This is a genomic window from Neorhizobium alkalisoli (assembly GCF_007829835.1).
Classification (GTDB): domain Bacteria; phylum Pseudomonadota; class Alphaproteobacteria; order Rhizobiales; family Rhizobiaceae; genus Neorhizobium.
This window is the reverse complement of sequence record NZ_VIWP01000003.1, coordinates 525,432-548,537: the sequence shown is the minus strand read 5'-3', so window position 1 is coordinate 548,537 and position 23,106 is coordinate 525,432. Positions and strand designations below refer to the sequence as shown.

Sequence of the window (23,106 nt, the reverse complement as noted above, 5' to 3'; positions counted from 1 at the left end):
CGATTATCTCCTTTTCTCCCGTTCTGCCAAAAACTCACCAGCCTTCATGACGGATAGGCCGAACGCTTCGACGGCTGGATGCCGAAAATGCCGATCGTTGCTGACGATGAGCGTAGCCCCCGCCGCCAATGCAAACTCGATGTAAATATCGACCTTGGGATCGTCCAAAAATGGCCTGAACCGAAACCGTGGAGAGACAAGCATGGCCCGGCTGATAACGGCATCCAGCACAGTGTCGATCTCCTCGTTGCTGATCCACGGAGTGTCGCCGAGCATGCCCGGACGTTTCAGCACGTCTTCGTATTCGACAGCTATGGCAGGTGAGAGAGCAAAAGCGACCTCGCCGACCAGCATTTTCCGCAACAGAAGATGCGACGCTCCTTTTGACGAGCGCAGAGCTGACACCATAACGTTAGCATCAACAACGATCATGACTTACGATGATATCACATGCGATATCATGTCAAGCCTGTGTGTAGTTCGGGGGACTGCCTCAGTCGAAGGTTTCGCCCGGATAGACGCCCCAGAGATCGATTTGACGAACGAAGCCGGTGAGGCGCCGGTCCTGCAGGGCGGCGCGGCACCAGTCGCCGTCACAATGCGAAAGGTCAAGCCGAACCTTTGCGGCAAGTTTTGCCACCGTGCGGGCATCGGAAGAGGGATCGGCGCGCAGGTTGACCGGCTTTTTGTGCCAGGGGCCGACGACGGCCGTGCGGCGCGAGGAGAGGAGCGGCGCGAACATCCAGCCAGTCGAGCCGTCCTCGTCGCGCACGCGCCGCCAATGGCCGTATTCCTCGGTAATCTCGAGCGGCAGGCCCCGGGCCGAATAGACGTAGGACGTGGCATAATCGAGCGAAGGGCCGACGCGCATATGCGCCTTGGCCGCTTTCAGCGAAACGAAGCGGGGAATGGGAAAGCCGGTTTCGCGGCCCTTCTTCCAGTCGTGATTGAAGGCTGGCGCTGCCTGCGGTGCGCTGCCTGCCGCGAAAGGCAACAGGACGGCTGCTGCTGTCAGGAGAAGGGGGATAAGTCTTTTGCTGTTCATGCACCGTCCCGATATCGCGCGGCCGGCATTTTTTGGACCGGCCGGCGACATTGACGGTGTCGGTGGTTACCGACGGGTTAATTTTGCGCGCCGGCAGGCATGGGCGGGGATCACTCAGGCGTCACGATCGGGTGATGCTGGATCCACCCTCGGCCAGGCCGATGTCGTCAGGCCTTGACCGGTTCGTTCATGGCCCAGATGACGCCGAAGGGATCACGCAGCTGGCCATAACGATCGCCCCAGAACATGACCTGCAGATCCGTGACGACGGTGAAACCGGCATCGACCGCGCGTTTCCACCAGGTGTCGATATCGGTCACCGGCAGCATCATCGTGAAGGCCTGGGGCTTTTCCAGCGGGTAACCGTGATCCGGATAAGCATCCCCCAGCATGACCGAAGAGCCGTTGATATAAAGATGCACATGCATGGTGCGGCCCTGCTCATCCGGCGGATGGGCACCGGCGAGCTCGGCGCCAAGCGCCTTTTTGTAGACTTCGGCCGCCTTCATCGCGCCATCCACCTGCAGGTAAGCCACGACACCGCCCTTGACGGGTGGCAGGGCAGCCTGGGTGTTTTCGGCATTGGTCCTCTCGTCCATAAAAACTCCTCCTTCGATCATTCGGCATCGGCCCGATCGGCTTCGACTGACCCAAGGACGCGGCCGCAGCCGGCATTCCGACAGGCAGGCTGAAAAAATATCAGGCAATGCGGAAGGTTGCTGCTGCTCCCGTTCAGCCCTGCGTGGAAAACTCCTTCGTCAGGCCTTCATAAGCCTCCATCGGCGGAAAGGCTTCGAAACTGTGGGCTGCTCCCGTTTGCGCCCACGAAAACTTTTCCGACGTGAAAGTCTCGATGAAGGGAGAAAACCACGAGACGTCATCGAACATGGTCGGCCGGACATTGACGAACCAGTCTATGCCGACGGGCTTCGTAAACAGCCAGCTCTTGCAACGCGGGCAATGATAATGGTGCGTGTCGTCGCCATGGGCGCCACCGATTACGGGTTCGCCGGACATCACCTCGAAACCTTGGGCCGGGATCGCAGCCGAGCAGGAAAAAGCCGAAGCGCTCATCTTCTGACAGCCGCGGCAATGGCAGGCCATGGTCAGCATTGGCTGCGCGCTGATCTTCAGGCGCACATCGCCGCAACGGCAGGAACCTTCGAGCGGCAGGGCGGGCATGGGCATAAAACTATCTCCTCGGGTTACACCGAGGAGATAGGGCAGGGGTTCACAAAATCAGGCCGGGCGTTTGGGAATCTCCAGCCCGCGCTGCACAGCCGGGCGCGCAAGCCCCCGTTCCAGCCATTTCGGCACGTTCTTCAGCTCGTCATAGGCAATCAGTTCGCCGGCGCCGTAAAAGCCGATCAGGTTGCGCACCCAGCCGAGCATGGAGATGTCGGCGATCGTATAGTCGTTCCCCATCACCCAGTCGCGGCCTTCGAGGCGGGTTTCGAGGACGCGGATGAGCCTTGCGCTTTCCTTGGCGTAACGGTCGCGCGGGCGCTTGTCCTCGAAATCCTTGCCGGCGAATTTGTGGAAGAAACCGAGCTGGCCGAACATCGGTCCGAGCCCGCCCATCTGGAACATCACCCACTGGATCGCCTCGTAACGGCCGGCCGCATCGGCGGGAAGAAACTTGCCGGTCTTTTCGGCGAGATAGATCAGGATCGCGCCGGATTCGAACAGCGCCAGAGGTTTGCCATCCGGGCCGTTCGGATCGAGGATAGCGGGGATCTTTCCGTTCGGATTGAGCGCCAGATATTCCGGCCCCCAGGTCTCGTCGGCGCCGATATTGATGAAATGCGGCTCATAGGCGAGGCCGGTTTCCTCCAGCATGATCGACACTTTCACGCCGTTCGGCGTCGGCGTCGAATAAAGCTGCAGGATGTCGGGGTTCTGGGCCGGCCATTTCGTGGTGATCGGGAAGGCGGAGAGATCGGTCATCGGATTTCCTCGGTCTCGAATTGATCCCGGGAATATAGTCACCGGCGCCCGAGGCGCCAGTGACGATGTCATGAACGCTGCGTTCCGCATTGCGGATGATGCAGGGTGGCTATCGGCGGAAAATCGGCCTCACTTCGCGCTTGCCGGAAAGGTCGGCAGGCGGCTGACATGGGTCGGGTCGTGCTGGATGACGAGTGTCGCATTCAGCGTCGAGGCGATCTTTTCCAGCCGCTCCATCGAGGCGAGCGTATCGGCGCGGTTGTCGTTGAAACCGGGCATGCCATGGGTGGCGAGATTGTCCTCGAAATGCACGACGTCGCCGGAGAGCAGGACCGGCCCGGTCTTTTCAAGTTTGACCAGCAGCGCCGTCTCGCCCTTGGTATGGCCGGGCATGGCCAGCATCATCACCGAACCGTCGCCAAAAATGTCGCGGTCGCCGGTGACCAGGTCGAGCTTGCCCTTACCGTCCAGCCAGGGTTTGACCAGATCCGGCACGACGGCGAAGGGCAGCGGCTTGTCATGAAAGGTCTGCCAGTCGGCCGCGCCGATCATCAGGGTCGCGGCGGAGAAGGTCGTGGCCTGGCCGAGATGGTCGAAATGATTGTGGCTGACGCCGACAATGCCGATCTGTTCCGGCTTGATGCCGATCTGTTTCAGCTGTGTCGGAATATCGGTCTTCAGCGTTACGCCGATGGCAGCCGTCGTATCGATCGGCTTGCCGACGAGAGCTGCCGGCAGGCCGGTGTCCCAGAGCAGGTAATCGCTGCCGTGGCGGATGACATAGCAGCTGTCGGTCAGCGAGGCCGTCTTGCCGGCAAAGGCAAACGTGTCGGAAAAGGTCGACATGTCCTTGACGACGACATCACCGCAGTCGAGGCGCCAGAGTTCGAGATCGGTGGCAGCCTTGGCGGGGCTGGAGAGCGCCAGTATCGTGGCACCGAAGGCGAGGAGGGAGGCGAGGGTTTTCATGATGTTTCCTGTCTTTGAGGATCGAAGAAGATCGCTTTTTGAAGTCACGCCTCTTTTGCCCTTTGCTCGGAGGCCATCCGTGCCGGATTCTTGCCGGTTTGAGCCCGAAACGCTCACTGGGCTGTTTTTCTTAAGGGCGGTCGCGCTATAGTCGCCCCATGAACCTGATGATCCGCGAACGCCTCCTTGATGTTTCCTCCGATTTCGGGCGCCGCCTGCTCGAGCGGCTGCGGCCGATGGTGAGGGGCCGGACCGAAGTCGGCATGCATCCCTATGGCGGCCAGCTTTTTGCCTATTGCTGTTTTGATCGCGAGCGGGTGACAGCATTCGAGCTCGACTGCCCGATGATCTGCATCGTGCTTTACGGCCAGAAGGATGTCTGGCTCGGCGATCGGGAACAGTCGTTTCCGGCGGGCTCCGTCTTCGTCCTGCCGGCCGGAGTGCAGATGGATGTCGTTAATGCGCCTGACGACGGTGCCGGCATTTATGCGGCTTTGCGTCTCGACGTGAAGGACCTGCCCGAGGGGATTGCGCCGCTTTCCGCAAGTGAGCGCCGCGAGGCCGGCGAGACGGGTTTTGCGCCCGTTCCACTGAGCGAAGATCTCGTCGAGGTGCTCTGCCATGCCGCCTCGACCATTGCCGATGCCAATGTCAGCGAAACGATCAAGAAGCTCAGGCTGACGGAAGTTCTGGCGCTGATGCGGCCTTTGCCGCAGGCCCGGGCGCTTTATCGCCTGAGCCTGTCGGAAGAAGTCGCCTGGCTGATCGCCACGGCACCCTCGGAAAGCTGGAGCGTGTCGGATGTGGCGGAGGAGCTTGCGATCGGCGCCTCGACGCTGCGGCGCAGGCTTTCGGCCGAAGGCACGTCGTTCCGGGCCATCCTGCGCCGCGAGCGGCTGAAGGCCGGCCGCCATGCGATCGCTTCCGGCGCCTCGGCCATCGCCGCCGCGGAAGCGGCCGGTTATGCCTCGCGCTCGCATTTCTCGCGCCGTTTCCGCGAGAGTTTTGGCACAAGCCCGACCGGACGGAGCTAGGCCCTTTCTAAAAAATCTGCTGCAGCCTGTCGGTTCTGCGTTAACGTCTTCGTCTTCAAACGGAGAAGGAGAGACGAATGCTGTATGCCATCCTGTGTTATGCCCATGAGGAAACCGTCTTCGCCTGGTCCAAGGAGGAAGAGGCGGCCGTCATGGAAAAGCTTTATGCGGTGCAGGAGCCGCTCGCCAAGGCCGGCAGGCTCGGGCCGACCGGGCGGCTGATGCCGACGACGGCGGCAACCACGGTCCGAAAGGGCCAGGGTTCAGCGGGACAGGAGCCGCTGGTGCTGGACGGGCCTTTTGCCGAAACCAAGGAAGTGCTGCTCGGTTTCTACACGGCGGAATTCGACAGTCTCGACGATGCCGTCGCGTTTTCGAAAGAGCTTTCGGCGGTCAATCCCGGTTCGTCTTCCTACGAGATCCGGCCCTTTTACGTCTTTCATCCGGGCGAGGTGACGGTCGGTCAAGGAGATGAGACGGGGGATCGGAAGGCTGAAACCTCATGACCGATCTTGCCCATATCGAACTTGCGCTGATGGCGGCGCGGCCGCAGGTTCTGGGCGCGCTTTTGCGTTATTTCCGCGATCTGGATACGGCAGAAGAGGCGTTTCAGGAGGCCTGCCTGCGCGCCATCCGCAGCTGGCCGGACAAGGGCCCGCCGCGCGATCCCGCCGCCTGGCTGATCTTTGTCGGGCGCAATAGCGGCGTCGACCAGATCCGCAAACGGGCGAAAAACGAACCGCTACCGGAAGAGGCCGCCTTTTCCTATCTCTCCGATGCGGAAGCCGATATTGCCGAGCGGCTCGACAATTCCCATTACCGCGACGACATTCTGCGGCTGCTCTTCATCTGCTGCCATCCGGACCTGCCCAATACGCAGCAGATCGCGCTGGCGCTGAGAATTGTATCGGGGCTTTCGGTCGCCCAGATCGCGCGTGCCTTTCTGGTCTCGGAAAGCGCCATGGAGCAGCGCATCACCCGGGCCAAAGCGCGGGTTGCCAAGGCACAAAGCGGAGAGGGCGCCGTGCCCTTCGAGGCGCCGGATGCGGCAGAACGCGCCGAGCGGCTGAAGACGGTCGCGGCGATGATCTATCTTGTCTTCAACGAAGGTTATTCGGCCGGAGCGACGAATGCCGACAGTGCCGCGCTTTGTGGCGAGGCGATCCGGCTTGTCCGCATCCTGTTGCGCATCTTTCCCGCCGAACCGGAGATCATGGGCCTGTTTGCCCTGATGCTTTTGCAGCATTCGCGGGCCGGCGCGCGGTTCGACGGTGAGGGGCAGATCGTGCTTCTCGAAGACCAGGACCGGTCGCGCTGGGACAGAAGGCTGATTTCGGAAGCGCTTGCCATGCTCGACAAGGCGATCCGCCACCGCCGGCCCGGTCCCTATCAGGTGCAGGCGGCGATTTCCGCCCTGCATGCCCGCGCCGACCGGGCTGAAGAGACCGACTGGGGCGAGATCACGCTGCTTTACGAGCTTCTGGAAAAACTTTCGCCTTCGCCGGTGGTGACGCTCAACAAGGCGGTCGCGCTATCGAAGCTGAAAGGGCCGCAGGCTGCGCTGGAACTGATCGAGCCGCTTGTCGAAAAGCTCGACGGATATTTTTACTTCCACGGCGTGCGCGGCAATTTTCTGATGCAGACGGGGGCGAGGGACAAAGCGCGCGACGCCTTTGGTCGGGCGATCGCGCTTGCCAATTCTCCGGCCGAGGCTGCGCATGTGCGCATGCAGCTGGAAAGGCTTTAACGGGGCGGGCCGAAGGCGCTTGCGCCGACCGTTTTCGGACTAACCCTGCCGGCGATCATATTCCGCCTGGGCTGCTTCCATCTGGGTGCCGTGGGTCATCGACCATGCGTAAAGCGCTTCGAAAGGCTGGCGCAGCGAGTGGCCGAGCGGGGTGATCGTATATTCGACACCGACTGGTGCCGTCGGCAGGACATGGCGTTCGATCAGGCCGTTGCGTTCCAGCCGCTTCAACGCATCGGCCAGCGCCTTGTGGGTGATGCCGTCGAGGCGTCGCATGATTTCGTTGAAACGCGACGGCTTGGTGCAGAGCACGGTCAGGATCAGCACCGACCATTTGTTGGCGATCTGCTCCAGGATCGGCCGCGATGTTTTGACATCGAGAAGAGCCTCGTCGATGACCCGTTTCAGGGAGCGCTGGCCGGAACGGGCCGTGTCGCGGGAAAGCTCAGCGGTTTCGGACATACATATACTCCTCGATATCTGCTTTACCTGTGGTGCGTATTTTGCCGTAGATATAGGAAATATATCTCTGCCTTCCATTCACCCGGCCGGTTTTACGGCCACCCATATGGAAGGATTTTTGAGATGGGCAGATTGCAGGACAAGGTCGCCGTGATCATCGGCGGTGGCAGCGGCATTGGCGCGGCGATTGCCGATCGTTTTGCCGGCGAGGGTGCAAGCGTCTATGCGACCAGCCGCAAGGCGGATGAGACCGCTTCGGCGGAAAAGTCCGAAAACGGCAAGGGAAGCGTGTTGCAGGTCCGCGCCGACGCTGGCAGCACCAGCGATGTGAAACAGGTTTTCGACAAGGTTCGCGACGCCCATGGCCGGCTCGACATTCTGGTCCTCAATGCCGGCATGTCGGAATTTTCCATGCTCGGCGACATCAGCGAGGATCTGTATGACAAGATTTTCGGGCTGAACGTGCGTTCGCTGCTGTTTGCCGCGCAGGATGCGATCAGCCTGATGCAGCCGGGTGGCGCGATCGTGCTGATCGGCTCGATCGCCGATGTGGTCGGCCCGAAGGGATATGGGATCTACAGCGCCAGCAAGGCGGCCGTCCGCTCCTTTGCCCGCACCTGGGCGAATGAACTGGCGCCGAAGGGCATTCGCGTCAATGTCGTCAGCCCCGGCCCGACCGATACGGCCATGATGGCGGCGACGACGGATGAGGTGCGCGAATTGCTGACGGGCATGATCCCGCTCGGCCGAATGGCGCGCCCCGATGAGGTTGCCTCCGCCGCGCTGTTTCTTGCCAGTGATGAAAGCAGCTTTACCACCGGTGCCGAACTCTGCGTCGATGGCGGCATGACCCAGGTGTGATGCTCCTTCGGTAAAATCTGCCGGCGGGTCTTCGGTTTTCTTTCGAAAAAAATCGCGTGGCCTGTCGGTTTCCTCCCCTTCCATTCGTCCTAGGTTCAACATCCAATGCGATGTTCTCGCAAACGAAAGGGAGACGGATCCATGACCATCAACGGTGCCAAGTACAAACTGCAGATCGTCCGTGAACTCGATGCGCCGGCCGAAAAGCTCTACAAGGCTTGGACGACGGGCGAGCGGATGGGCGAATGGTTCTGCCCGGCGCCGTGGAAGGTGACCGAGGCGAAGCTCGAGCTTTTTGCCGGCGGTTCGAACCATATCCTGATGGAAGGGCCGAACGGCGAAAAAGTGCCCAATCAGGGCGTCTATCTGGAACTGGTCGAGAACAAGAAGATCGTCTTCACCGATGCCTTTACCAGCGCCTGGGTTCCCTCCGAAAAGCCGTTCATGGTCGGCGTGATCGAGTTCGAGGATCTTGGTGGCGGCCGTACGCGCTACACCGCGAGCGCCCTGCACTGGACGGAAGAAGACATGAATATGCACCAGCAGATGGGTTTCGAAGAAGGCTGGGGCATTGTCGCGGACCAGCTCGCAGAGGTGGCGAAGACGTTCTGATCGCTGCTGCATGGATGGGAGGGAAGGCCGGCAAGATAGGGCTTCCCTGTCTTGCGATGAGCGCCGAACACCCTTTGCCGGTGCTGTTATTTTCAGGAAAAGCGTAGCGATTTCGCAATTTTAGTGCATCCGTATATTTCCGCATTGGACAATGCAGGCCATGGGCCTATTTTCTCCGTCTGAATTCCGGACCGATCGTGATCCGGAGCCCGTACGGAGCTTTGATTGGTCGCGACACAGGCAGAACAGGACGACGGAACGGTGTTTCCGGTGGGCGGCGGAGAAACCGGTTCGCTGATCCGCGCCTTCGACTGGTCCGTCACGCCGCTGGGGCCCATCACGTCCTGGCCGCAGAGCCTGAAAACCGTCACCAATATGCTGCTCCTGTCGCCGGTGCCGATCGTGCTGCTCTGGGGCGAAGACGGGATCATGATCTATAACGACGCCTATTCGGTCTTTGCCGGGGCGCGTCATCCGCAGCTTCTCGGTTCGAAAGTGCGCGAGGGCTGGGCCGAGATCGCCGATTTCAACGACAATGTCATGAAAGTCGGTCTTTCCGGCCGCACGCTCGCCTATGAAAACCAGCAGCTGACGCTGACCCGCCGTGGCGTGCCCGAGCCGGTCTGGATGAATCTCGATTATTCGCCGGTCGTTGACGAAAGCGGCAAGCCGGCCGGTGTGATCGCCATCGTCGTCGAAACGACGAAACGGGTTCTGGCCGAACAGCGGACGCGCCAGAGCGAGGCTCGGTTCAGGGCGCTGACCAATGCGACCTCCGACATCATCTACAGTCTTGGTCCGGACTGGAAGGAGATGAAGCAGCTGTATGGCCGCGGTTTCCTGTCGGATACGGACGCGCCGGCGATTGCCTGGCAGGCGGATTATCTTTTCGACGAAGACAGGCCACTTGTGCAGGCTGCGATCGACGAGGCGATGCGCAAAAAATCCGTCTATCAGCTCGAACACCGGGTGCGGCAGGTGGATGGATCGGAAGGCTGGGTGTTTTCGCGCGCCGTGCCGATCTTCGAGGAGGCGGGCGAGATCGTCGAATGGTTCGGGGCGGCTTCGGACATTACCGAACGGCGTCGCAACGAGGAACATCTGAAGCTTGTCGTGCATGAGCTGAACCATCGCGTGAAGAACAATCTGGCGATGATCCAGGCGATCGCCATGCAGACGTTTCGCGATGCCAGCGACCTGAAGGAAGCGCAGCGGCGTTTTTCCGCCCGCATGGTGGCGCTCGGCCGGGCGAACGATCTTTTGACCGGCGAGCTTTGGGTCGGTGCTTCGCTGCGCGGTGCGATCAGCCAGGCGATGGAGCCGCATTGTCCCGATGCCAGCCGCTGCCTGGTCGAAGGCGAGGATGTAACCCTGTCACCGAAGACGGCGCTCTCGCTGTCGCTCGCCGTGCATGAAATGGCGACGAACTCGCTGAAATACGGCGCCTGGTCGAATGACGAGGGCGTCGTGGATGTCGTGTGGAAGATCTATGAGCGGGCCGACGGGGCAAGACGCCTGCGGATCGTCTGGCGCGAGACGGGCGGTCCCGCTGTCTCGCCGCCACAGCGCCGCGGTTTCGGCTCCGTGCTGATCGAGCGCGGCCTTTCGCGCGAAATGGGCGGCGAAGTGAAGATGGAGTTCTTGCCCTCCGGCTTGGTCTGCACCGTCGATGCCCCGGAAGATCCCTATGCGGAACGGCCGGTCTGATGCGTGTTCTGGTGGTCGAAGACGACATGATGATCGCGCTCCTGATCGAGGACATGCTGATCGATCTCGGCCATGAGGTGATCGATCTTGCCATGCGCCTGCCGCGGGCCGAGGAGCTGGCGAAAAGTGCCGATTTCGATCTCGTCATTCTCGACGTCAATCTCGACGGCCGAAAATCCTTTCCCGTCGCCGATATTCTTGCCGACCGCGGCATCCCCTTCCTGTTTGCCACCGGTTATGGCGCTTCGGGCATAGAGCCCGCCTATGCCGGCAGTCCGGTGCTGACCAAGCCGTTTCTGGCAGGCGATCTCCAGGCAGCGATCGGAAGGCTGGTGGCGCAGCGGCCTTATGCATGATGCAGGGCTCTGCCCATCCATTTTCTCGAACGCTTCCTTCGAGAGAATCGCATTTGTGCCATGCCGGGCGAATAGCTATCTGAACACGATCTCAAACGGATTTTGGACACGATGGAACTCGGGCTGCATACTTTTGGCGATGTCGATGCCTCTGCTCTGAACAAGGGTAAAGAGGGCGCAAGGCGGCTCAAGAATTTGCTGGAGGAGATCGAGCTTGCCGATCAGGTCGGGCTCGACGTGTTCGGGCTCGGCGAACATCACCGGCCGGATTATGTCATCTCGTCGCCCGCCGTTGTTCTCGCCGCCGCCGCTGCGCGGACGAAGAATATCAGGCTGACCAGTGCGGTTTCGGTACTCTCCTCCGATGATCCGGTGCGCGTCTTCCAGCAGTTTTCGACGGTCGACCTGATTTCCGGCGGCCGGGCCGAGATCATGGCGGGGCGGGGATCGTTCATCGAATCCTTCCCGCTGTTTGGTTACGATCTCGGCGATTACGATGAGCTGTTTGCCGAAAAGCTCGACCTCTTGCTCGCCATCCGCGATGAAGAAGTCGTCACCTGGCAGGGCGCGATGCGGCCGGCGATCAATGGCCGCGGTGTCTATCCGCGGCCTTTGCAGGAAAAGCTGCCGGTCTGGATTGCGGTCGGTGGTACGCCGCAATCGGCAGCACGGGCAGGGGCGCTCGGCCTGCCGCTGGCGATTGCCATTATCGGCGGCGAATATCCGCGGTTTGCGCCCTTCTTCAACATTTATCGCGAGGCGGCGAAGCGTGCGGGGCATGATGCTTCCGTCACGAAGACCAGCATCAACGTGCATGGTTTCATCGCCGATACGACCGAGGCCGCGGCCGACCAGTTTTACGGGCCGCAGGCCGAAGTGATGAACCGGATCGGCCGCGAACGCGGCTGGGGACCGACCAACCGGGCGCATTTCGACCAGGCGCGTTCGCCGCTCGGCAATCTGTTTCTGGGCGAGCCGGAACTGGTGGCGGAAAAGATCATCGCCGCGCACAAAGTTTTCGGCATGGACCGGTTCCTGCTGCAGATGGCGATCGGGCCGATGCCGCACGATCAGATCATGCGCGGCATCGAGCTTTACGGCACGAAAGTCGCACCGATCGTCAGAAAAGAACTCGGTGTCACAAAAAGCCGTTGACGGTGAGGGCAGACGGGGCGAAACCGGCTGCCTTATCTATTCGGGACGTATCGATGGTTATTTCGACTGAAGAGGAACTGGCGAAGCTGAAGGAAATCGGCCGGCTTTGCGCGCGCGCCGTGGATGCCATGGCAAAGGCGCTGGAACCGGGGATCACCACCCGTGAGCTCGATCTGATCGGCCGCAAGCTCTTGGAAGACAATGGCGCCCAGTCGGCGCCGGAAACCGCCTACAAGTTTCCCGGCGCGACCTGCATTTCCGTCAACGAGGAAGTGGCGCATGGCATTCCGGGTGACCGGGTGATCCAGGCGGGCGATCTCGTCAATCTCGATGTTTCGGCCGTCAAGGACGGGTTTTATGGCGATACCGGTGCATCTTTCGCCGTGCCGCCGGTCAAGCGCGAGATCGAAAAGCTTTGCCGCGACGGTAAAAGGGCGCTCTGGACAGGCTTGCAGCAGGTGAAGACCGGCAAGCCGATGGCCGGCATCGGCAATGCGATCGGTGCCTTTGCCAAGAAAAACCGCTATACGCTGATCACCAATCTTTCCAGCCACGGCATTGGCCGTTCGCTGCATGAAGACCCGAAGGAATTGCCGACCTGGCCGGATCCGCAGGAAACGCGGATCATGGAAGACGGTCTCGTCTTCACCGTCGAGCCGTTCCTGTCGCTCGGTGCCGACTGGGCCGAGGATGGCGGCAATGGCGATCCTTGGACGCTCTATAGCGATCCGCGCGCCCCGACCGTGCAATACGAACACACGATCGTGGTCACCCGCAACGGACCGATGATTTTGACACTAGCGGATTGACGCATTTTGGAAGGGTTCTCCCGCCTTCCTGCCGGGAAGCAGGCAAGGCGAGAGATGGTCTTGTTCAGCCCTTGGTGAGGCTGGCGGAGGCGCTGCCGCCCCAGCTGTCCTTGTAGCTATAGGACATCTTGCCCTTGCCCGCGGGCGTCAGGACAATACTGCCCATGCCGGCACTGCCGACATTGAGGACGATCGACTTGCCGGAAAGTTTTGCCGAACTGACCATGACCGGCGCACCGCGGAAACGGTAGGTCGGATTGCCGCTTTTCGGGATGACGATCAACACGTCGCCACCCTTTGCGGTCTTTCCGGAATAGGTGCCAGCCAGATCGCCGAAATCCGCGGAGAATGCGGGAGATGCGAATCCGAGAGAAAGGCTGGCAAGAATAGCAGATGTTGCAGAAACGATTTTCTTAAGCATTTTCCCCTCATTTTTAAGTGCCTTTTAAGAAAATCGGCAAGGTCGGCGCGGCGCATCCCCCATTTAGGGTAGGGTTTTAAATATCGATGCCGGATTTGTTCTTTTTTGCTGCGTTGCAAGCGTCATTTCTGGGAGGAACGAGGACGAATGTGGTTCATTTGGTGAACTTCCCCCATTTTCTTCGTCACTTGACCGTGAGCAACGGCCTGAAAAGCGCTTCGCATCAGCGTGTTTCATTGCAGTGATGACAATTCCTGAATTGTGCCGATGGCGGCCGGCTGCGATAAGGGCGGCATGCTGCAGATGAACAGATCCCATTCCGCCAATCCTTTCCCGATCGGTCTTGCCGGCGCGCTTGCCATGGCCTCTGCCATGGGGTTCGGGCGTTTCATCTATACGCCGATCCTGCCGGGCATGATCGACGGCATTCCGCTGACCGCTTCCGATGCCGGCACGATCGCAGCCGCGAATTTTGCCGGTTATCTCGCCGGCGCCATTCTGTCCGCCTATGGCTGGGCGGCCGGGCGCGAGCGGCAGGTGGCACTGGCGGGCCTGTTTGCGACCGCTGCGCTGCTGGCGGCCATGGGGCTGACGACGTCGGTCACCCTCTTCGCCATCATTCGTTTCCTGGCCGGTCTTGCGAGCGCGCTTGCGATGATCTTCACGTCTTCAGTCGTGCTGCCGCATGCGGCGGGGCGGCAGTCGGTCAACATGCTGCATTTCGGCGGCGTCGGTGTCGGTATCGCGCTGTCTTCCGCGCTGGTGTTCATCGTCGACGACATTGCCGGCGATGCGGCAAGCGGCTGGCGGATGAACTGGCTGATGGCGGCTCTATTCGTGTTCATTGTTACGCTTATCGTGCAGCGTATGCTGCCGCGGCCGATCTCGACCGGTGTCAGGGTTTCCGAGCCGCCGCTCGTCTGGCGCCTGCCGCTGGTCTCCGCGACTTTGTCCTATGGTCTGTTCGGCTTCGGTTACGTGATCACCGCCACCTTTCTCGTCACCATCGCGCGGCAGGGCAATGCCGGGCCGATCGTCGAATTCCTGGCCTGGTTCGTCACCGGCGGCGTCGCTGCCGTGTCGCTCGTCCTGTGGCACCCGGTCGGTGCGCGGTTCGGGATCGGCAAGGCCTATCTTGCTGCAGTCGCGCTGCTGGCGGTCGGTGTGCTCGTTTCGGTGACCTTGCCTTCGACGGAAGGGGCTCTGGTCGGCGGTGCGCTGCTGGGCGCGACCTTCATGGTCGTCACCGCTTTCGGCTTGCAGATTGGTCGCTCGCTTGCGCCTCAGAGCCCGCGTCGCGTCTTTGCCTTCATGACGGCGTCTTTCGGTGTCGGCCAGATCGCGGGGCCGCTGGTGGCGGGCTGGCTCGCCCAGAAGAGCGGCAGTTTTACCGCGCCGACGCTTGCTGCCGCCGCCGTGCTTGCCGCTGCCATCCTGATCGCCCTGCCGCTGGCCCGCGAAGGGCGCTGAAGCACCATCCGGCTCCGGCCGTTACAATTGCGTAACAAAGGCGCGCGACCATTGCCGGGGTCATGGAACTGCCTTAGTTTCCGGTTCGATCGTCATTTGCGACCTCCCGCAGTTCGAACTTTAGGAAAGCTAAAGCTCCGTGTTTCATTCCTTCTTTCCCCGGCCGAAGTTTTTCTTCATTTCTGCTGTCATCTGGGCCTTCGTTGCCGTCCTCGGCTGGTATTTCGTCGTTGAAGGCATCGGCAGTTCCTTCGGCTACGTCATGCCCGAGCAGGAACCCTACGATCTCAGCTATTTCCTGGTTCCGGCCAATCTCTGGTTCTATTCGTATTTCGCGGTCTGCCTCGTTCTCTTCGGCGCGGTCTGGACAGTTCTTGGCAGGGATAATCCCTGGAAGCGCTGGTCGATCTGGGGCTCGTTGCTCATTATTGCCGTCACCTATTTCAGTGTGCAGGTTTCGGTCGTCATCAACAACTTCCGTCGCCCTTTCGGTGACCTTCTGCAGAATGCACTTTCCAAGCAGCCGGGCATCACGGTCTGGGACTTCTACGACCTGCAGATCATCTTCGTAAAAATCGCATTCCTCAGCATGGGCGTGTCCATCCTGACGGATTTCTTCACCAGCCATTACATCTTCCGCTGGCGCACGGCGATGAACGACTTCTACATGGCGAAGTGGGAGAAACTGCGCCATATCGAAGGCGCCTCGCAGCGTGTGCAGGAAGACACGATGCGCTTTTCCTCGACGCTGGAAGGCCTCGGTATTACGCTCATCAACTCGGTAATGACGCTGATCGTCTTCCTGCCGATCCTGCTTGGCCTGTCGAGCTATGTCTCGGAACTGCCGATCGTCGGTGAGGTGCCGCATGCACTGTTCTGGCTGGCAATCTTCTGGTCTGCCTTCGGCACCCTGCTTCTGGCCGTTGCCGGTATCAAGCTGCCGGGCCTGAACTTTCGTAACCAGCGGGTCGAGGCGGCGTACCGCAAGGAACTCGTTTATGGCGAGGATCATGCCGATCGCGCCGAGCCGATCACCGTCAAGGAACTGTTCGGCAACGTCCGGAAGAACTATTTCCGGATGTACTGGCACTACCTCTATTTCAACGTCGCCCGCTATTTCTATATCCAGGCCGATGCAGTTTTCCTGCTGACGGTTCTGGTCCCGACCATCGTCGCCGGCAAGATCACCTATGGTATCTACCAGCAGATCGCGACCGCCTTCGGTCAGGTGTCGAACTCGTTCCAATATCTCGTCAATTCCTGGACGACGATCATCGAGCTTCTCTCCATTCACAAGCGCCTGAAGGCCTTCGAAGCGGCGATCGACGATCAGCCGCTGCCAACGATCGACCAGCGTTATCTGGCCCGCGAGGAGAGCGATGGCGAGATTGCGGCCGACAAGCCGACCTGATCGCTTCTCTCATAAAAGCAGCACATTTGGCCGCGCCGGGTTGTCAATCCGGCGCGGTTTTTCGTTTGTGCGCGGGGATGCCGAAGAGGATGCGGATCTTCGGAGCCGATGCGCCTGGGAAAAGGGCAGGCGGAGTCAAATCGGGTATTTGGTGTGTCAGGTTTTCCACCTGCCCCGACCGGTTTCCGGTTTTTCGGAGGATTGCCGGTCCTCGTTTCCGGTCTGCGGCCATCACCGGAACCCGGGCCTTTTACGGGCCGTCAAGGATGCCGGTTCTAGACCCGGTTTCCCGTCCGATGACGAGGGCCAGTATCGCTCAGGCGGGAAGGAAGGGGACGAACCGGCGCTTCGAAAAACGTCAAGATGCTGAGTTTATTGCAGGAAAAAATAAATCTGCAGGACGAACGTCCCCGTCGTCTAAAATGGGTGTATGGGCGGCTGTTTCCGCCCGACACGGCCCGTTTTCAGAGCAGAAAATCGTCGGAATACATCTTGATCGAATCCTTGATCTGGATCGCGAAATCCGCCTTCTTGTCGCCGTTGACGTCGGCATAAACGAAGGTGTCGGCCTTGCCCTTCACATAACGCAGCTCGCTGGCATGGCCGGAGAAGTTTTTCGCGCCAATCCAGTCAAAGGCCTGATTGCCGCTGACCTTGGTATTGGCGTCGATCGCCGAGAGATCGATGAGATCGCGGATATCGTTGCGGGGGATGTGATCCCAGGCGGTGATGACGTCGGCGGCGCCAACCTTGCTTTCGGTGATCGACTTGAAGAGGAAGATGTCCGCGCCATCGCCGCCGCGCAAAGAGTCCTTGCCGGCGCCGCCATAGAGAATGTCATCACCGCCGCGGCCCCAGAGAATGTCGTTGCCGGCGCCGCCGATCAGCTTGTTCATGCCGTCATCGCCCTGCAAAGTGTCGGCCTTGGCCGTGCCGCGGATATCTTCGCGCACATCCTTCGGGTCAATGTAAAGGCCGCCTGTCGCGACGAGATTGCCGGACTTGTCGCGGGCTTCGAATGAGAGTTCGATATCGTCGCGACGCGACCAGAAACCGCGCAGCCATTGATCGTCCGCGACGACAATCTTGTCACCGTCGATTTTGAACGTATCGATCTCGTAATAGTAACCGTCGAAGGAGTAGGCTTCGAAATATTGCTGGTAGCTGATCGAGTAGACGAGCTCGTCGTCGGAATATCCGTCGAGGGAGAGGGAGCCGATGACCGTGCCCGCCGGCGTCATCTGCTTGACGTAACCCGCATAGTCTTCAACCGTGATTTCCAGCGCCATGGTCTTCTCCTCACCTGATGCAAATTGCTGGTGGGAAAATTATAGGGCCCGATCCTGTCCGGCAAGTGACATGTCCCGGCGAAGCCCGGTTCAGGCGGTGTCGTTCAGGCGGCGGCGAGGCGTCGTGCGCGAAACTGGTTGAAGCTCCAGCCGGCAAGGCAGCCAAGCGCGGCACCGGCAGCTTTCACCAGCGCGTCATCCAGCTGCGGGTGGCGGCTCGGCGCGAAAAGCTGCAGGAGCTCGATGCCGCCGGCGCCAAGTAGAAGAAGTGCGGCGCAGGCCTTCCAGTGACGCGGATAAGCGATGACGAACAGCAGCGACATCAGTGCGAAGGCACCGGCGCGGTCGATATCGACCGGCAAAAAGTCGTGCGGGCGCAGGCCGATCGGCGAGACGGTCGCAAAGATGATGAAGGCGAGGGCCAGCCAGGCGAGGATCTTGAAGAGAGGTGTCGTCATCAAACTGTCATAGGCGAGAGAGGCCCCGGGGGCAAAATCAAATCGGCGAGAAAGCCCAGAAATACGCGGGTTTTGAGGCAAAAAGAGCGAAAGTCAGAGGCCGGAAGCCTGCTGGCCGCCTTTGCGCTCCTTCAGCAGTGCAATCGCCTCGGAATAACTGACGCAGGCGACATCTTCCCTGGTGCAGACTTCCGTCGCCAGCCGCTCCATCGCCCGCCAATAGGCACCGGCATTCATCTCGACGAAATGCAGGCCGATCTGAAGCGGAATACGCTCACCGTCATATTGCCGGTCGAAGGCGGTGCGGAAGGCCTTGTAGGCACGTTCCTCGAATTCGGCCGAGCGATCAGGGTTTTCCACGGCATCCGAATGACGGACATAGAGATTATAATCCATGGCGATGATCGGCCGGTTCGACGGGCCTTCAGGTATCAGCGGTAGGCCGAAACGGATGATACCGTCCTTTTCCTCCTGCATGACCGGCCCCTTGGTGACTGCACTGGCATCATAACGGAAGCCCGAGCGCTTTTCCGCTTCGACCATGCCGGGGCTCACCGAGAAATAGGGCGCGCGAAAACCGGTAATGCCGTGGGCGACGAAATCACGCCAGCCTTCCGGCTCGTTTTCGGCGGCACCATTTGTCTTCCAGGCGTTGGAGAGGACATGGCGGAAATTGCCCATTTCCTCGGCCCAGTCTGCAGCGCTCCAGTCCTTGCCGTCGAAATGGCCGCAGGTATGCGAGCCGATCTCATGGCCTTCGAGATGCGCCTGCCAGATATGGGCAAGCCTGCCGCGGGCCTCGTCGCCGCTCTGGGCAAAGCCGATATTGGAACGGCCGGCCTTCTGATGCGGCCCCTGATAGGTTTTCGAATCCGCCTTCTGAATGACCAGCGTGCAGGAGAGGAAGAAGGTGAAATGCGCATTCACCTTGCGGCCGAGATCGCGGCTCCTCTGCCAGAGCTGGTTGGGACCTGCGCCATCGAAGGAAATCATCACCAGCTGTTTTGGCTTGCCATTGCCTGGCTCTGGGGCCGTCTCAGTGGCCGATGCCGTGCCGGCGACGAGAAGCGTGGACAGAGCGAGATGGGCGAGGGCAAGCGGACGCATGAAAACCTTGGGGGAGGGAATTGCAGAATCAAGCGAAGGTTCCTGCACGTGGAATAAGGCGAAGCTTTGAACGGTGATCCGATCGGTCGTCAATCGCCTGCACTGTGCCTGGGTCGTGCCGAGAGCTTCATGGCCTGTCCCGCGAGGTCAGATCATTCATAAGGTCGGCTAATAAGGGCATTCCGATTGCAGCATCTAATCGGCGCAAAGGGCGGGCGGTACACTCGGTGTCTCCGCCAGAATGACCGCCTTGCCACCAAGGGCTGCCGGTCTTCGATTCCGTCCAAGAGACCGCTGCATCATGACTTCGACCCGACCTGCCACAATTCCCGCGGAGAGCCGCCCCGTTCTGTGGATCATCCTCGTCAGCTTTGCGATGATCGTCATCGACAATTCGATCGTCTTTACCGGTCTCAACAAGATCCAGGCCGAACTCGGTTTTACCGACGAGGGGCTTTCCTGGATATCGAGCATCTATGCGTTGTTCTTCGGCGGCTTTCTGCTGGTTGGTGCGCGTGCCGGCGATCTCTTCGGCCGGCGGCGGGTGTTTGCCATCGGCCTTTTGATCTTTTCGCTGGCCTCGCTCGCCATCTGTTTTGCGCCATCGCAATCCGTGCTGGTGATTTCTCGTGCCGTGCAGGGGATTGGGGCTGCGATCATCGCACCTTCGACGCTGGCGCTTCTGCAGGCGGAGTTTCCGCCCGGCGAAACGCGGACGCGCGCGATTTCCTTCTATGCGGCGGCGGGCGGGGTTTCGGCGAGCGTCGGTCTGGTGATCGGCGGCATTTTTGCGGGCTGGCTTTCCTGGCGCATCGGCTTTTTCATCAATGTGCCGATCGGTCTTGCGCTGATCTGGGCGCTGAAACACTTTGCCCACGACAGCGAAGGCAAGCCGGGCCCTATCGACTTTGCCGGGGCGGTGAGTTCCACGCTCGCGATTGGCCTGCTTCTCGTTGCGATCGAACGGTCGGCGACGGTTGGCTGGGCGGATCGGTGGACGCTGTTTGCGCTTGTCGCGAGCCTTGTTCTGCTTGCCGTCTTCATCGTCGTCCAGACGCGGGTAAAACTGCCACTGATGCCGCTCCGGCTGTTTGCCAGCACTGAGCGCTCCGGCGCTTATGCCGCTCGCCTGCTGTTCCTTGGCGCGAACATGAGCTTCTATTTCTATATCAGCCAGTTCATGCAGGGCGTCGGAGGCATGAATGCGGCCATGGCCGGGGTTGCCTTCCTGCCATCGACCATCGTCAATTTTGCAGCGGCGATGGTGGTAGCGCGGTTCATCACGCGATTCGGAAACGGGCCTGTCCTGCTGGTCACGGTCGCCTGTGGACTGGCCGGCATGGTCTGGCTTTCCTTCCTGTCTCCGGGTTCCGGATATTGGGGCGCGCTCGTCATCCCGTCCATGCTGGTCGGGATCGGGCAGGGCGGTTCGCTTGCGCCATTGACGGCTGCGGCCCTTGTCGGTGTCGAAAAGGAGGATGCAGGTGCTGCATCCGGTGTCGTCAACGTCGCCCATCAGATGGGCGCGTCGCTCGGTATCGGCGTCGTGACGGCCTATGCCGCAGGTGCCAGCAATGCGCTTGTCGGACCGGAACTGCTGTCTGAACGCGTTCACCTCGCCATGCAGGCCGCTTCGGCCATGATGTTCCTGACGTTGATGATCGTCCTTTTCGTGCTGCAGCGCCGGCCGAAGTCGCTCGAACGGTAGCGGGCCTGACTCATTCCGGGGGGCGATTTTCGCCAGCCTTACGGTCCCGTCGATCCCGATCCGCAACAGTGCGCTCCTACCAGTAAAGCGAGTTTTATGTCAGGGGCCTTACATCCTGTGCAAAATAGTCTAGAAGGCGCTGTTTAGAGTGATGGGCCCTTCGGGGCCTCAAGTTTTCGGGACCGGGACGTAATGGCGAAGGACGACGACAGTTTTTTCCGTGAGGTGAACGAAGAGCTTCGTTCCGACCAGCTGACCTATGCATGGAAGCGTTATGGCCGCGTCGTCATCGGCGTCGCCGTGCTGATCGTCGTCGGCACTGCCGGCTGGCGCGGTTACGAATACTGGGACAACAACAATTCGTCGGCCTCCGGCGACCGGTTCATCGCAGCGCTCGACCTGGCGCAGCAGAACAAGAACGACGAGGCGCTCAAGGCGCTGGAAGCGATCGAGAAGGACGGGACCGGTTCTTATCCGCTGCTCGCCAAGATGCGTGCTGCCTCCGTCCAGGCCGCCAAGGGCGATGCCGCCGCTGCCGCCAAGGCATTCGGCGATGTCGGCAACGATACGAGCGCACCGGCTGCGATCCGCGATCTCGCAAAGCTGCGCGCCGCATGGCTGCTGATCGATACCGGCACCTATGAGCAGGTTTCGGCAGAGGTTCAGGCCATGGCCGTGCCGGCCAATACGCTTGCCAATTCCGCCCGCGAGGCGCTCGGTCTTTCCGCCTACAAGGCCGGCAAGCTGACCGAAGCCAAGCAATGGTTCAAGCAGATCGCCGAGGATGCGACGGCACCGCGCAATGTCGCAAACCGCGCCCAGATCATGCTCGACAATATCGCCGCATCCGGCAAGGCGCCCTAACTATCCGTCCTTCGGGACCTAAGGAACGATCATGAACTTCACCGTCGCCATCGTAGGGCGCCCCAATGTCGGCAAGTCCACGCTGTTCAACCGTCTGGTTGGCAAGAAGCTGGCGCTTGTCGACGATACGCCGGGCGTCACCCGCGACCGCCGGCCGGGCGATGCCAAGCTTATCGACCTGAGATTCACGATCATCGATACGGCTGGTCTCGAAGAGGCCGGTCCCGATACGCTCGAAGGCCGCATGCGCGCCCAGACGGAAGCGGCGATCGAGGAAGCCGATCTGACGCTGTTCGTGGTCGATGCCAAATACGGCCTGACACCACTCGACAAGACCTTTGGCGAACTGCTGCGCCGCAGCGGCAAGCCGGTCGTGCTGGTTGCCAACAAATCGGAAGCCAAGGGTTCCGACGGCGGCTTTTATGATGCCTATACGCTCGGTCTCGGCGAGCCTGTGCCGATCTCGGCCGAACACGGCCAGGGCATGATCGACCTGCGTGACGCGATCGTCGAGGCGATCGGCGAAGAGGTTGCCTTCCCGGAAGAGGTCGACGAGGCCGAAACCGATATCGACGTTCGCGACGCCGACTTTGAAGACGAAGAGGCAGACGAAGCCGCCTATGACGAAACCAAGCCGCTGCGCGTTGCGATCATCGGTCGCCCGAATGCCGGCAAGTCGACGCTGATCAACCGTTTTCTCGGTGAAGACCGGCTGCTGACCGGCCCGGAAGCCGGTATTACCCGCGATTCGATCTCGGTCGAATGGGACTGGCGCGGCCGCACGATCAAGATGTTCGACACGGCCGGCATGCGCAAGAAGGCGCGTGTTCAGGAAAAGCTGGAAAAGCTGTCGGTCGCCGACAGTATCCGCTCGATCCGCTTTGCCGAGACCGTGGTCATCGTGTTCGACGCGACCATTCCCTTCGAGAAGCAGGACCTGCAGCTGGCAGACCTCGTGCTGCGCGAGGGACGTGCTGCGGTGCTTGCCTTCAACAAGTGGGATCTCGTCGAGGATCCGCAGGCTGTGCTGGCCGATCTGCGCGAAAAGACCGAACGGCTTCTGCCGCAGGCGCGCGGCATCCGCGCCGTGCCGATCTCCGGTCAGACCGGTTACGGGCTCGACAAGCTGATGCAGAATATCGTCGATACCGACCGTGTCTGGAACAAGCGAATCTCGACCGCAAGACTGAACCGCTGGCTCGACGGCACCCAGACGCAGCATCCGCCACCGGCCGTTTCCGGCCGCCGCCTGAAGCTGAAATACATGACGCAGGTCAAGGCTCGCCCGCCTGCCTTCATGATTTCCTGCACACGGCCGGATGCCCTGCCAGAAAGCTATGTTCGCTATCTGACCAATGGCTTGCGTGCCGATTTCGACATGCCGGGCGTGCCGATCCGCATCCATTTCAAGGCCGGCGAAAACCCGTTCGAAGGCCGCAAGCGGAAGCGCTGATTGCTACCCACTGTTACCCTTGGGGCGGCGCAATACGCGGTCTGCTTGCATTGTTAACACCTTTATGATCCACTCGTGATGTTGACCCGGTGCTGTGGAGGGCGTCGGGCGACATTTTGGGAGGATTTCTTGCATGATCACATTGGGTCTGATCGTAGCCGTGTGTCTTGGCGCCGGTGGTATCGGCTATTTCCACTGGCGGGACACGCATAGCGGCTGAT

The 23,106-nt window shown here is 60.7% G+C and carries 25 protein-coding genes; 14 read left to right on the top strand and 11 right to left on the bottom strand.

Features of this window, described 5'->3' with window-relative positions:
* Positions 1 to 3: 3 nt before the first annotated feature.
* The 6 genes from FHW37_RS13470 to FHW37_RS13445 all read right to left on the bottom strand — a co-directional run bounded on the left by FHW37_RS13470 (position 4) and on the right by FHW37_RS13445 (position 3,961).
* The gene (locus FHW37_RS13470; RefSeq protein WP_145637274.1) at positions 4 to 432 is read right to left on the bottom strand and encodes a putative toxin-antitoxin system toxin component, PIN family; all 429 of its coding nucleotides are present in this window, start codon (positions 430 to 432) and stop codon (positions 4 to 6) included.
* 61 nt (positions 433 to 493) lie between these two features.
* On the bottom strand, positions 494 to 1,045 hold the full coding sequence (locus FHW37_RS13465) for an SH3 domain-containing protein (protein WP_186458247.1): 552 nt from the start codon (positions 1,043 to 1,045) through the stop codon (positions 494 to 496).
* Between the two features lie 167 nt (positions 1,046 to 1,212).
* The gene (locus tag FHW37_RS13460; RefSeq protein WP_145637269.1) at positions 1,213 to 1,644 is read right to left on the bottom strand and encodes a VOC family protein; all 432 of its coding nucleotides are present in this window, start codon (positions 1,642 to 1,644) and stop codon (positions 1,213 to 1,215) included.
* A gap of 133 nt (positions 1,645 to 1,777) precedes the next feature.
* Positions 1,778 to 2,233 carry a GFA family protein gene (locus FHW37_RS13455; RefSeq protein WP_145637266.1) on the bottom strand — a complete coding sequence of 152 codons (456 nt, stop codon included), beginning with the start codon at positions 2,231 to 2,233 and terminating at the stop codon, positions 1,778 to 1,780.
* 51 nt (positions 2,234 to 2,284) lie between these two features.
* Entirely contained in the window at positions 2,285 to 2,992 is a 708-nt protein-coding gene (locus FHW37_RS13450) for a glutathione S-transferase N-terminal domain-containing protein (protein ID WP_145637263.1), read from the bottom strand.
* Positions 2,993 to 3,121: 129 nt separating this feature from the next.
* Positions 3,122 to 3,961: an N-acyl homoserine lactonase family protein gene (locus tag FHW37_RS13445; RefSeq protein WP_145637260.1), complete on the bottom strand. Its 840-nt coding sequence runs from the start codon at positions 3,959 to 3,961 to the stop codon at positions 3,122 to 3,124.
* A 158-nt stretch (positions 3,962 to 4,119) separates the two neighbouring features.
* On the opposite strand from FHW37_RS13445, the gene FHW37_RS13440 reads away from it, so the two are divergent.
* From FHW37_RS13440 to FHW37_RS13430, 3 genes are all read left to right on the top strand, one after another.
* The gene (locus tag FHW37_RS13440) at positions 4,120 to 4,995 is read left to right on the top strand and encodes a helix-turn-helix domain-containing protein (RefSeq protein WP_145637257.1); all 876 of its coding nucleotides are present in this window, start codon (positions 4,120 to 4,122) and stop codon (positions 4,993 to 4,995) included.
* Positions 4,996 to 5,072: 77 nt separating this feature from the next.
* On the top strand, positions 5,073 to 5,501 hold the full coding sequence (locus FHW37_RS13435; protein ID WP_145637255.1) for a YciI family protein: 429 nt from the start codon (positions 5,073 to 5,075) through the stop codon (positions 5,499 to 5,501).
* Positions 5,498 to 6,742, top strand: coding sequence for an RNA polymerase sigma factor (locus tag FHW37_RS13430; protein WP_145637252.1), 1,245 nt, complete (start codon positions 5,498 to 5,500; stop codon positions 6,740 to 6,742). The genes FHW37_RS13435 and FHW37_RS13430 overlap by 4 nt, the downstream gene beginning before the upstream one ends.
* A 39-nt stretch (positions 6,743 to 6,781) precedes the next feature.
* Here the strand turns inward: FHW37_RS13430 and FHW37_RS13425 are convergent, their stop codons facing one another.
* On the bottom strand, positions 6,782 to 7,204 hold the full coding sequence (locus FHW37_RS13425) for a winged helix-turn-helix transcriptional regulator (protein ID WP_145637249.1): 423 nt from the start codon (positions 7,202 to 7,204) through the stop codon (positions 6,782 to 6,784).
* A gap of 123 nt (positions 7,205 to 7,327) precedes the next feature.
* Between FHW37_RS13425 and FHW37_RS13420 the strand changes: the two genes are divergently transcribed.
* From FHW37_RS13420 to map, 6 genes are all read left to right on the top strand, one after another.
* On the top strand, positions 7,328 to 8,065 hold the full coding sequence (locus FHW37_RS13420) for an SDR family NAD(P)-dependent oxidoreductase (RefSeq protein ID WP_145637247.1): 738 nt from the start codon (positions 7,328 to 7,330) through the stop codon (positions 8,063 to 8,065).
* 141 nt (positions 8,066 to 8,206) lie between these two features.
* On the top strand, positions 8,207 to 8,677 hold the full coding sequence (locus tag FHW37_RS13415; protein WP_145637244.1) for an SRPBCC family protein: 471 nt from the start codon (positions 8,207 to 8,209) through the stop codon (positions 8,675 to 8,677).
* A gap of 225 nt (positions 8,678 to 8,902) precedes the next feature.
* Complete coding sequence (locus FHW37_RS13410; RefSeq protein WP_210249288.1) at positions 8,903 to 10,384, top strand: sensor histidine kinase; 1,482 nt, start codon at positions 8,903 to 8,905, stop codon at positions 10,382 to 10,384.
* The gene (locus FHW37_RS13405) at positions 10,384 to 10,740 is read left to right on the top strand and encodes a response regulator (protein WP_145637240.1); all 357 of its coding nucleotides are present in this window, start codon (positions 10,384 to 10,386) and stop codon (positions 10,738 to 10,740) included. The genes FHW37_RS13410 and FHW37_RS13405 overlap by 1 nt, the downstream gene beginning before the upstream one ends.
* Positions 10,741 to 10,851: 111 nt before the next feature.
* Positions 10,852 to 11,895, top strand: coding sequence for an LLM class flavin-dependent oxidoreductase (locus FHW37_RS13400; RefSeq protein ID WP_145637237.1), 1,044 nt, complete (start codon positions 10,852 to 10,854; stop codon positions 11,893 to 11,895).
* Between the two features lie 53 nt (positions 11,896 to 11,948).
* Positions 11,949 to 12,704 carry a type I methionyl aminopeptidase gene (map, locus tag FHW37_RS13395; protein ID WP_145637234.1) on the top strand — a complete coding sequence of 252 codons (756 nt, stop codon included), beginning with the start codon at positions 11,949 to 11,951 and terminating at the stop codon, positions 12,702 to 12,704.
* Between the two features lie 64 nt (positions 12,705 to 12,768).
* Here map and FHW37_RS13390 read toward each other — a convergent pair whose 3' ends face one another.
* Positions 12,769 to 13,125: a hypothetical protein gene (locus FHW37_RS13390; RefSeq protein WP_145637231.1), complete on the bottom strand. Its 357-nt coding sequence runs from the start codon at positions 13,123 to 13,125 to the stop codon at positions 12,769 to 12,771.
* 267 nt (positions 13,126 to 13,392) lie between these two features.
* On the opposite strand from FHW37_RS13390, the gene FHW37_RS13385 reads away from it, so the two are divergent.
* A complete protein-coding gene (locus FHW37_RS13385; protein WP_246690762.1) occupies positions 13,393 to 14,595 on the top strand; it encodes a YbfB/YjiJ family MFS transporter in 1,203 nt (400 codons plus the stop codon).
* A gap of 139 nt (positions 14,596 to 14,734) precedes the next feature.
* Positions 14,735 to 16,006, top strand: coding sequence for a peptide antibiotic transporter SbmA (sbmA, locus tag FHW37_RS13380; RefSeq protein WP_145637228.1), 1,272 nt, complete (start codon positions 14,735 to 14,737; stop codon positions 16,004 to 16,006).
* Between the two features lie 464 nt (positions 16,007 to 16,470).
* Here the strand turns inward: sbmA and FHW37_RS13375 are convergent, their stop codons facing one another.
* The 3 genes from FHW37_RS13375 to FHW37_RS13365 form a co-directional block, all read right to left on the bottom strand.
* Positions 16,471 to 17,295 (bottom strand): calcium-binding protein, encoded by an 825-nt coding sequence (locus FHW37_RS13375; RefSeq protein WP_145637225.1) that lies wholly within the window; start codon positions 17,293 to 17,295, stop codon positions 16,471 to 16,473.
* A 104-nt stretch (positions 17,296 to 17,399) separates the two neighbouring features.
* Complete coding sequence (locus tag FHW37_RS13370) at positions 17,400 to 17,753, bottom strand: VanZ family protein (protein WP_145637222.1); 354 nt, start codon at positions 17,751 to 17,753, stop codon at positions 17,400 to 17,402.
* 93 nt (positions 17,754 to 17,846) lie between these two features.
* Positions 17,847 to 18,830, bottom strand: coding sequence for a polysaccharide deacetylase family protein (locus tag FHW37_RS13365; protein WP_432442859.1), 984 nt, complete (start codon positions 18,828 to 18,830; stop codon positions 17,847 to 17,849).
* Between the two features lie 331 nt (positions 18,831 to 19,161).
* On the opposite strand from FHW37_RS13365, the gene FHW37_RS13360 reads away from it, so the two are divergent.
* The 3 genes from FHW37_RS13360 to der all read left to right on the top strand — a co-directional run bounded on the left by FHW37_RS13360 (position 19,162) and on the right by der (position 22,885).
* Positions 19,162 to 20,568: an MFS transporter gene (locus tag FHW37_RS13360; RefSeq protein ID WP_145637216.1), complete on the top strand. Its 1,407-nt coding sequence runs from the start codon at positions 19,162 to 19,164 to the stop codon at positions 20,566 to 20,568.
* Between the two features lie 192 nt (positions 20,569 to 20,760).
* Complete coding sequence (locus FHW37_RS13355; protein ID WP_145637213.1) at positions 20,761 to 21,432, top strand: tetratricopeptide repeat protein; 672 nt, start codon at positions 20,761 to 20,763, stop codon at positions 21,430 to 21,432.
* A gap of 31 nt (positions 21,433 to 21,463) precedes the next feature.
* Positions 21,464 to 22,885: a ribosome biogenesis GTPase Der gene (gene der / locus FHW37_RS13350; protein WP_145637211.1), complete on the top strand. Its 1,422-nt coding sequence runs from the start codon at positions 21,464 to 21,466 to the stop codon at positions 22,883 to 22,885.
* Positions 22,886 to 23,106: the final 221 nt, after the last annotated feature.

Bases quoted from the DNA above. Each gene is read 5' to 3' on its own strand.
- FHW37_RS13470 (WP_145637274.1), bottom strand. From the start codon at position 432: ATGATCGTTGTTGATGCTAACGTTATGGTGTCAGCTCTGCGCTCGTCA.
- FHW37_RS13465 (WP_186458247.1), bottom strand. From the start codon at position 1,045: ATGAACAGCAAAAGACTTATCCCCCTTCTCCTGACAGCAGCAGCCGTC.
- FHW37_RS13460 (WP_145637269.1), bottom strand. From the start codon at position 1,644: ATGGACGAGAGGACCAATGCCGAAAACACCCAGGCTGCCCTGCCACCC.
- FHW37_RS13455 (WP_145637266.1), bottom strand. From the start codon at position 2,233: ATGCCCATGCCCGCCCTGCCGCTCGAAGGTTCCTGCCGTTGCGGCGAT.
- FHW37_RS13450 (WP_145637263.1), bottom strand. From the start codon at position 2,992: ATGACCGATCTCTCCGCCTTCCCGATCACCACGAAATGGCCGGCCCAG.
- FHW37_RS13445 (WP_145637260.1), bottom strand. From the start codon at position 3,961: ATGAAAACCCTCGCCTCCCTCCTCGCCTTCGGTGCCACGATACTGGCG.
- FHW37_RS13440 (WP_145637257.1), top strand. From the start codon at position 4,120: ATGAACCTGATGATCCGCGAACGCCTCCTTGATGTTTCCTCCGATTTC.
- FHW37_RS13435 (WP_145637255.1), top strand. From the start codon at position 5,073: ATGCTGTATGCCATCCTGTGTTATGCCCATGAGGAAACCGTCTTCGCC.
- FHW37_RS13430 (WP_145637252.1), top strand. From the start codon at position 5,498: ATGACCGATCTTGCCCATATCGAACTTGCGCTGATGGCGGCGCGGCCG.
- FHW37_RS13425 (WP_145637249.1), bottom strand. From the start codon at position 7,204: ATGTCCGAAACCGCTGAGCTTTCCCGCGACACGGCCCGTTCCGGCCAG.
- FHW37_RS13420 (WP_145637247.1), top strand. From the start codon at position 7,328: ATGGGCAGATTGCAGGACAAGGTCGCCGTGATCATCGGCGGTGGCAGC.
- FHW37_RS13415 (WP_145637244.1), top strand. From the start codon at position 8,207: ATGACCATCAACGGTGCCAAGTACAAACTGCAGATCGTCCGTGAACTC.
- FHW37_RS13405 (WP_145637240.1), top strand. From the start codon at position 10,384: ATGCGTGTTCTGGTGGTCGAAGACGACATGATGATCGCGCTCCTGATC.
- FHW37_RS13400 (WP_145637237.1), top strand. From the start codon at position 10,852: ATGGAACTCGGGCTGCATACTTTTGGCGATGTCGATGCCTCTGCTCTG.
- map (WP_145637234.1), top strand. From the start codon at position 11,949: ATGGTTATTTCGACTGAAGAGGAACTGGCGAAGCTGAAGGAAATCGGC.
- FHW37_RS13390 (WP_145637231.1), bottom strand. From the start codon at position 13,125: ATGCTTAAGAAAATCGTTTCTGCAACATCTGCTATTCTTGCCAGCCTT.
- FHW37_RS13385 (WP_246690762.1), top strand. From the start codon at position 13,393: ATGGCGGCCGGCTGCGATAAGGGCGGCATGCTGCAGATGAACAGATCC.
- FHW37_RS13375 (WP_145637225.1), bottom strand. From the start codon at position 17,295: ATGGCGCTGGAAATCACGGTTGAAGACTATGCGGGTTACGTCAAGCAG.
- FHW37_RS13370 (WP_145637222.1), bottom strand. From the start codon at position 17,753: ATGACGACACCTCTCTTCAAGATCCTCGCCTGGCTGGCCCTCGCCTTC.
- FHW37_RS13360 (WP_145637216.1), top strand. From the start codon at position 19,162: ATGACTTCGACCCGACCTGCCACAATTCCCGCGGAGAGCCGCCCCGTT.
- FHW37_RS13355 (WP_145637213.1), top strand. From the start codon at position 20,761: ATGGCGAAGGACGACGACAGTTTTTTCCGTGAGGTGAACGAAGAGCTT.
- der (WP_145637211.1), top strand. From the start codon at position 21,464: ATGAACTTCACCGTCGCCATCGTAGGGCGCCCCAATGTCGGCAAGTCC.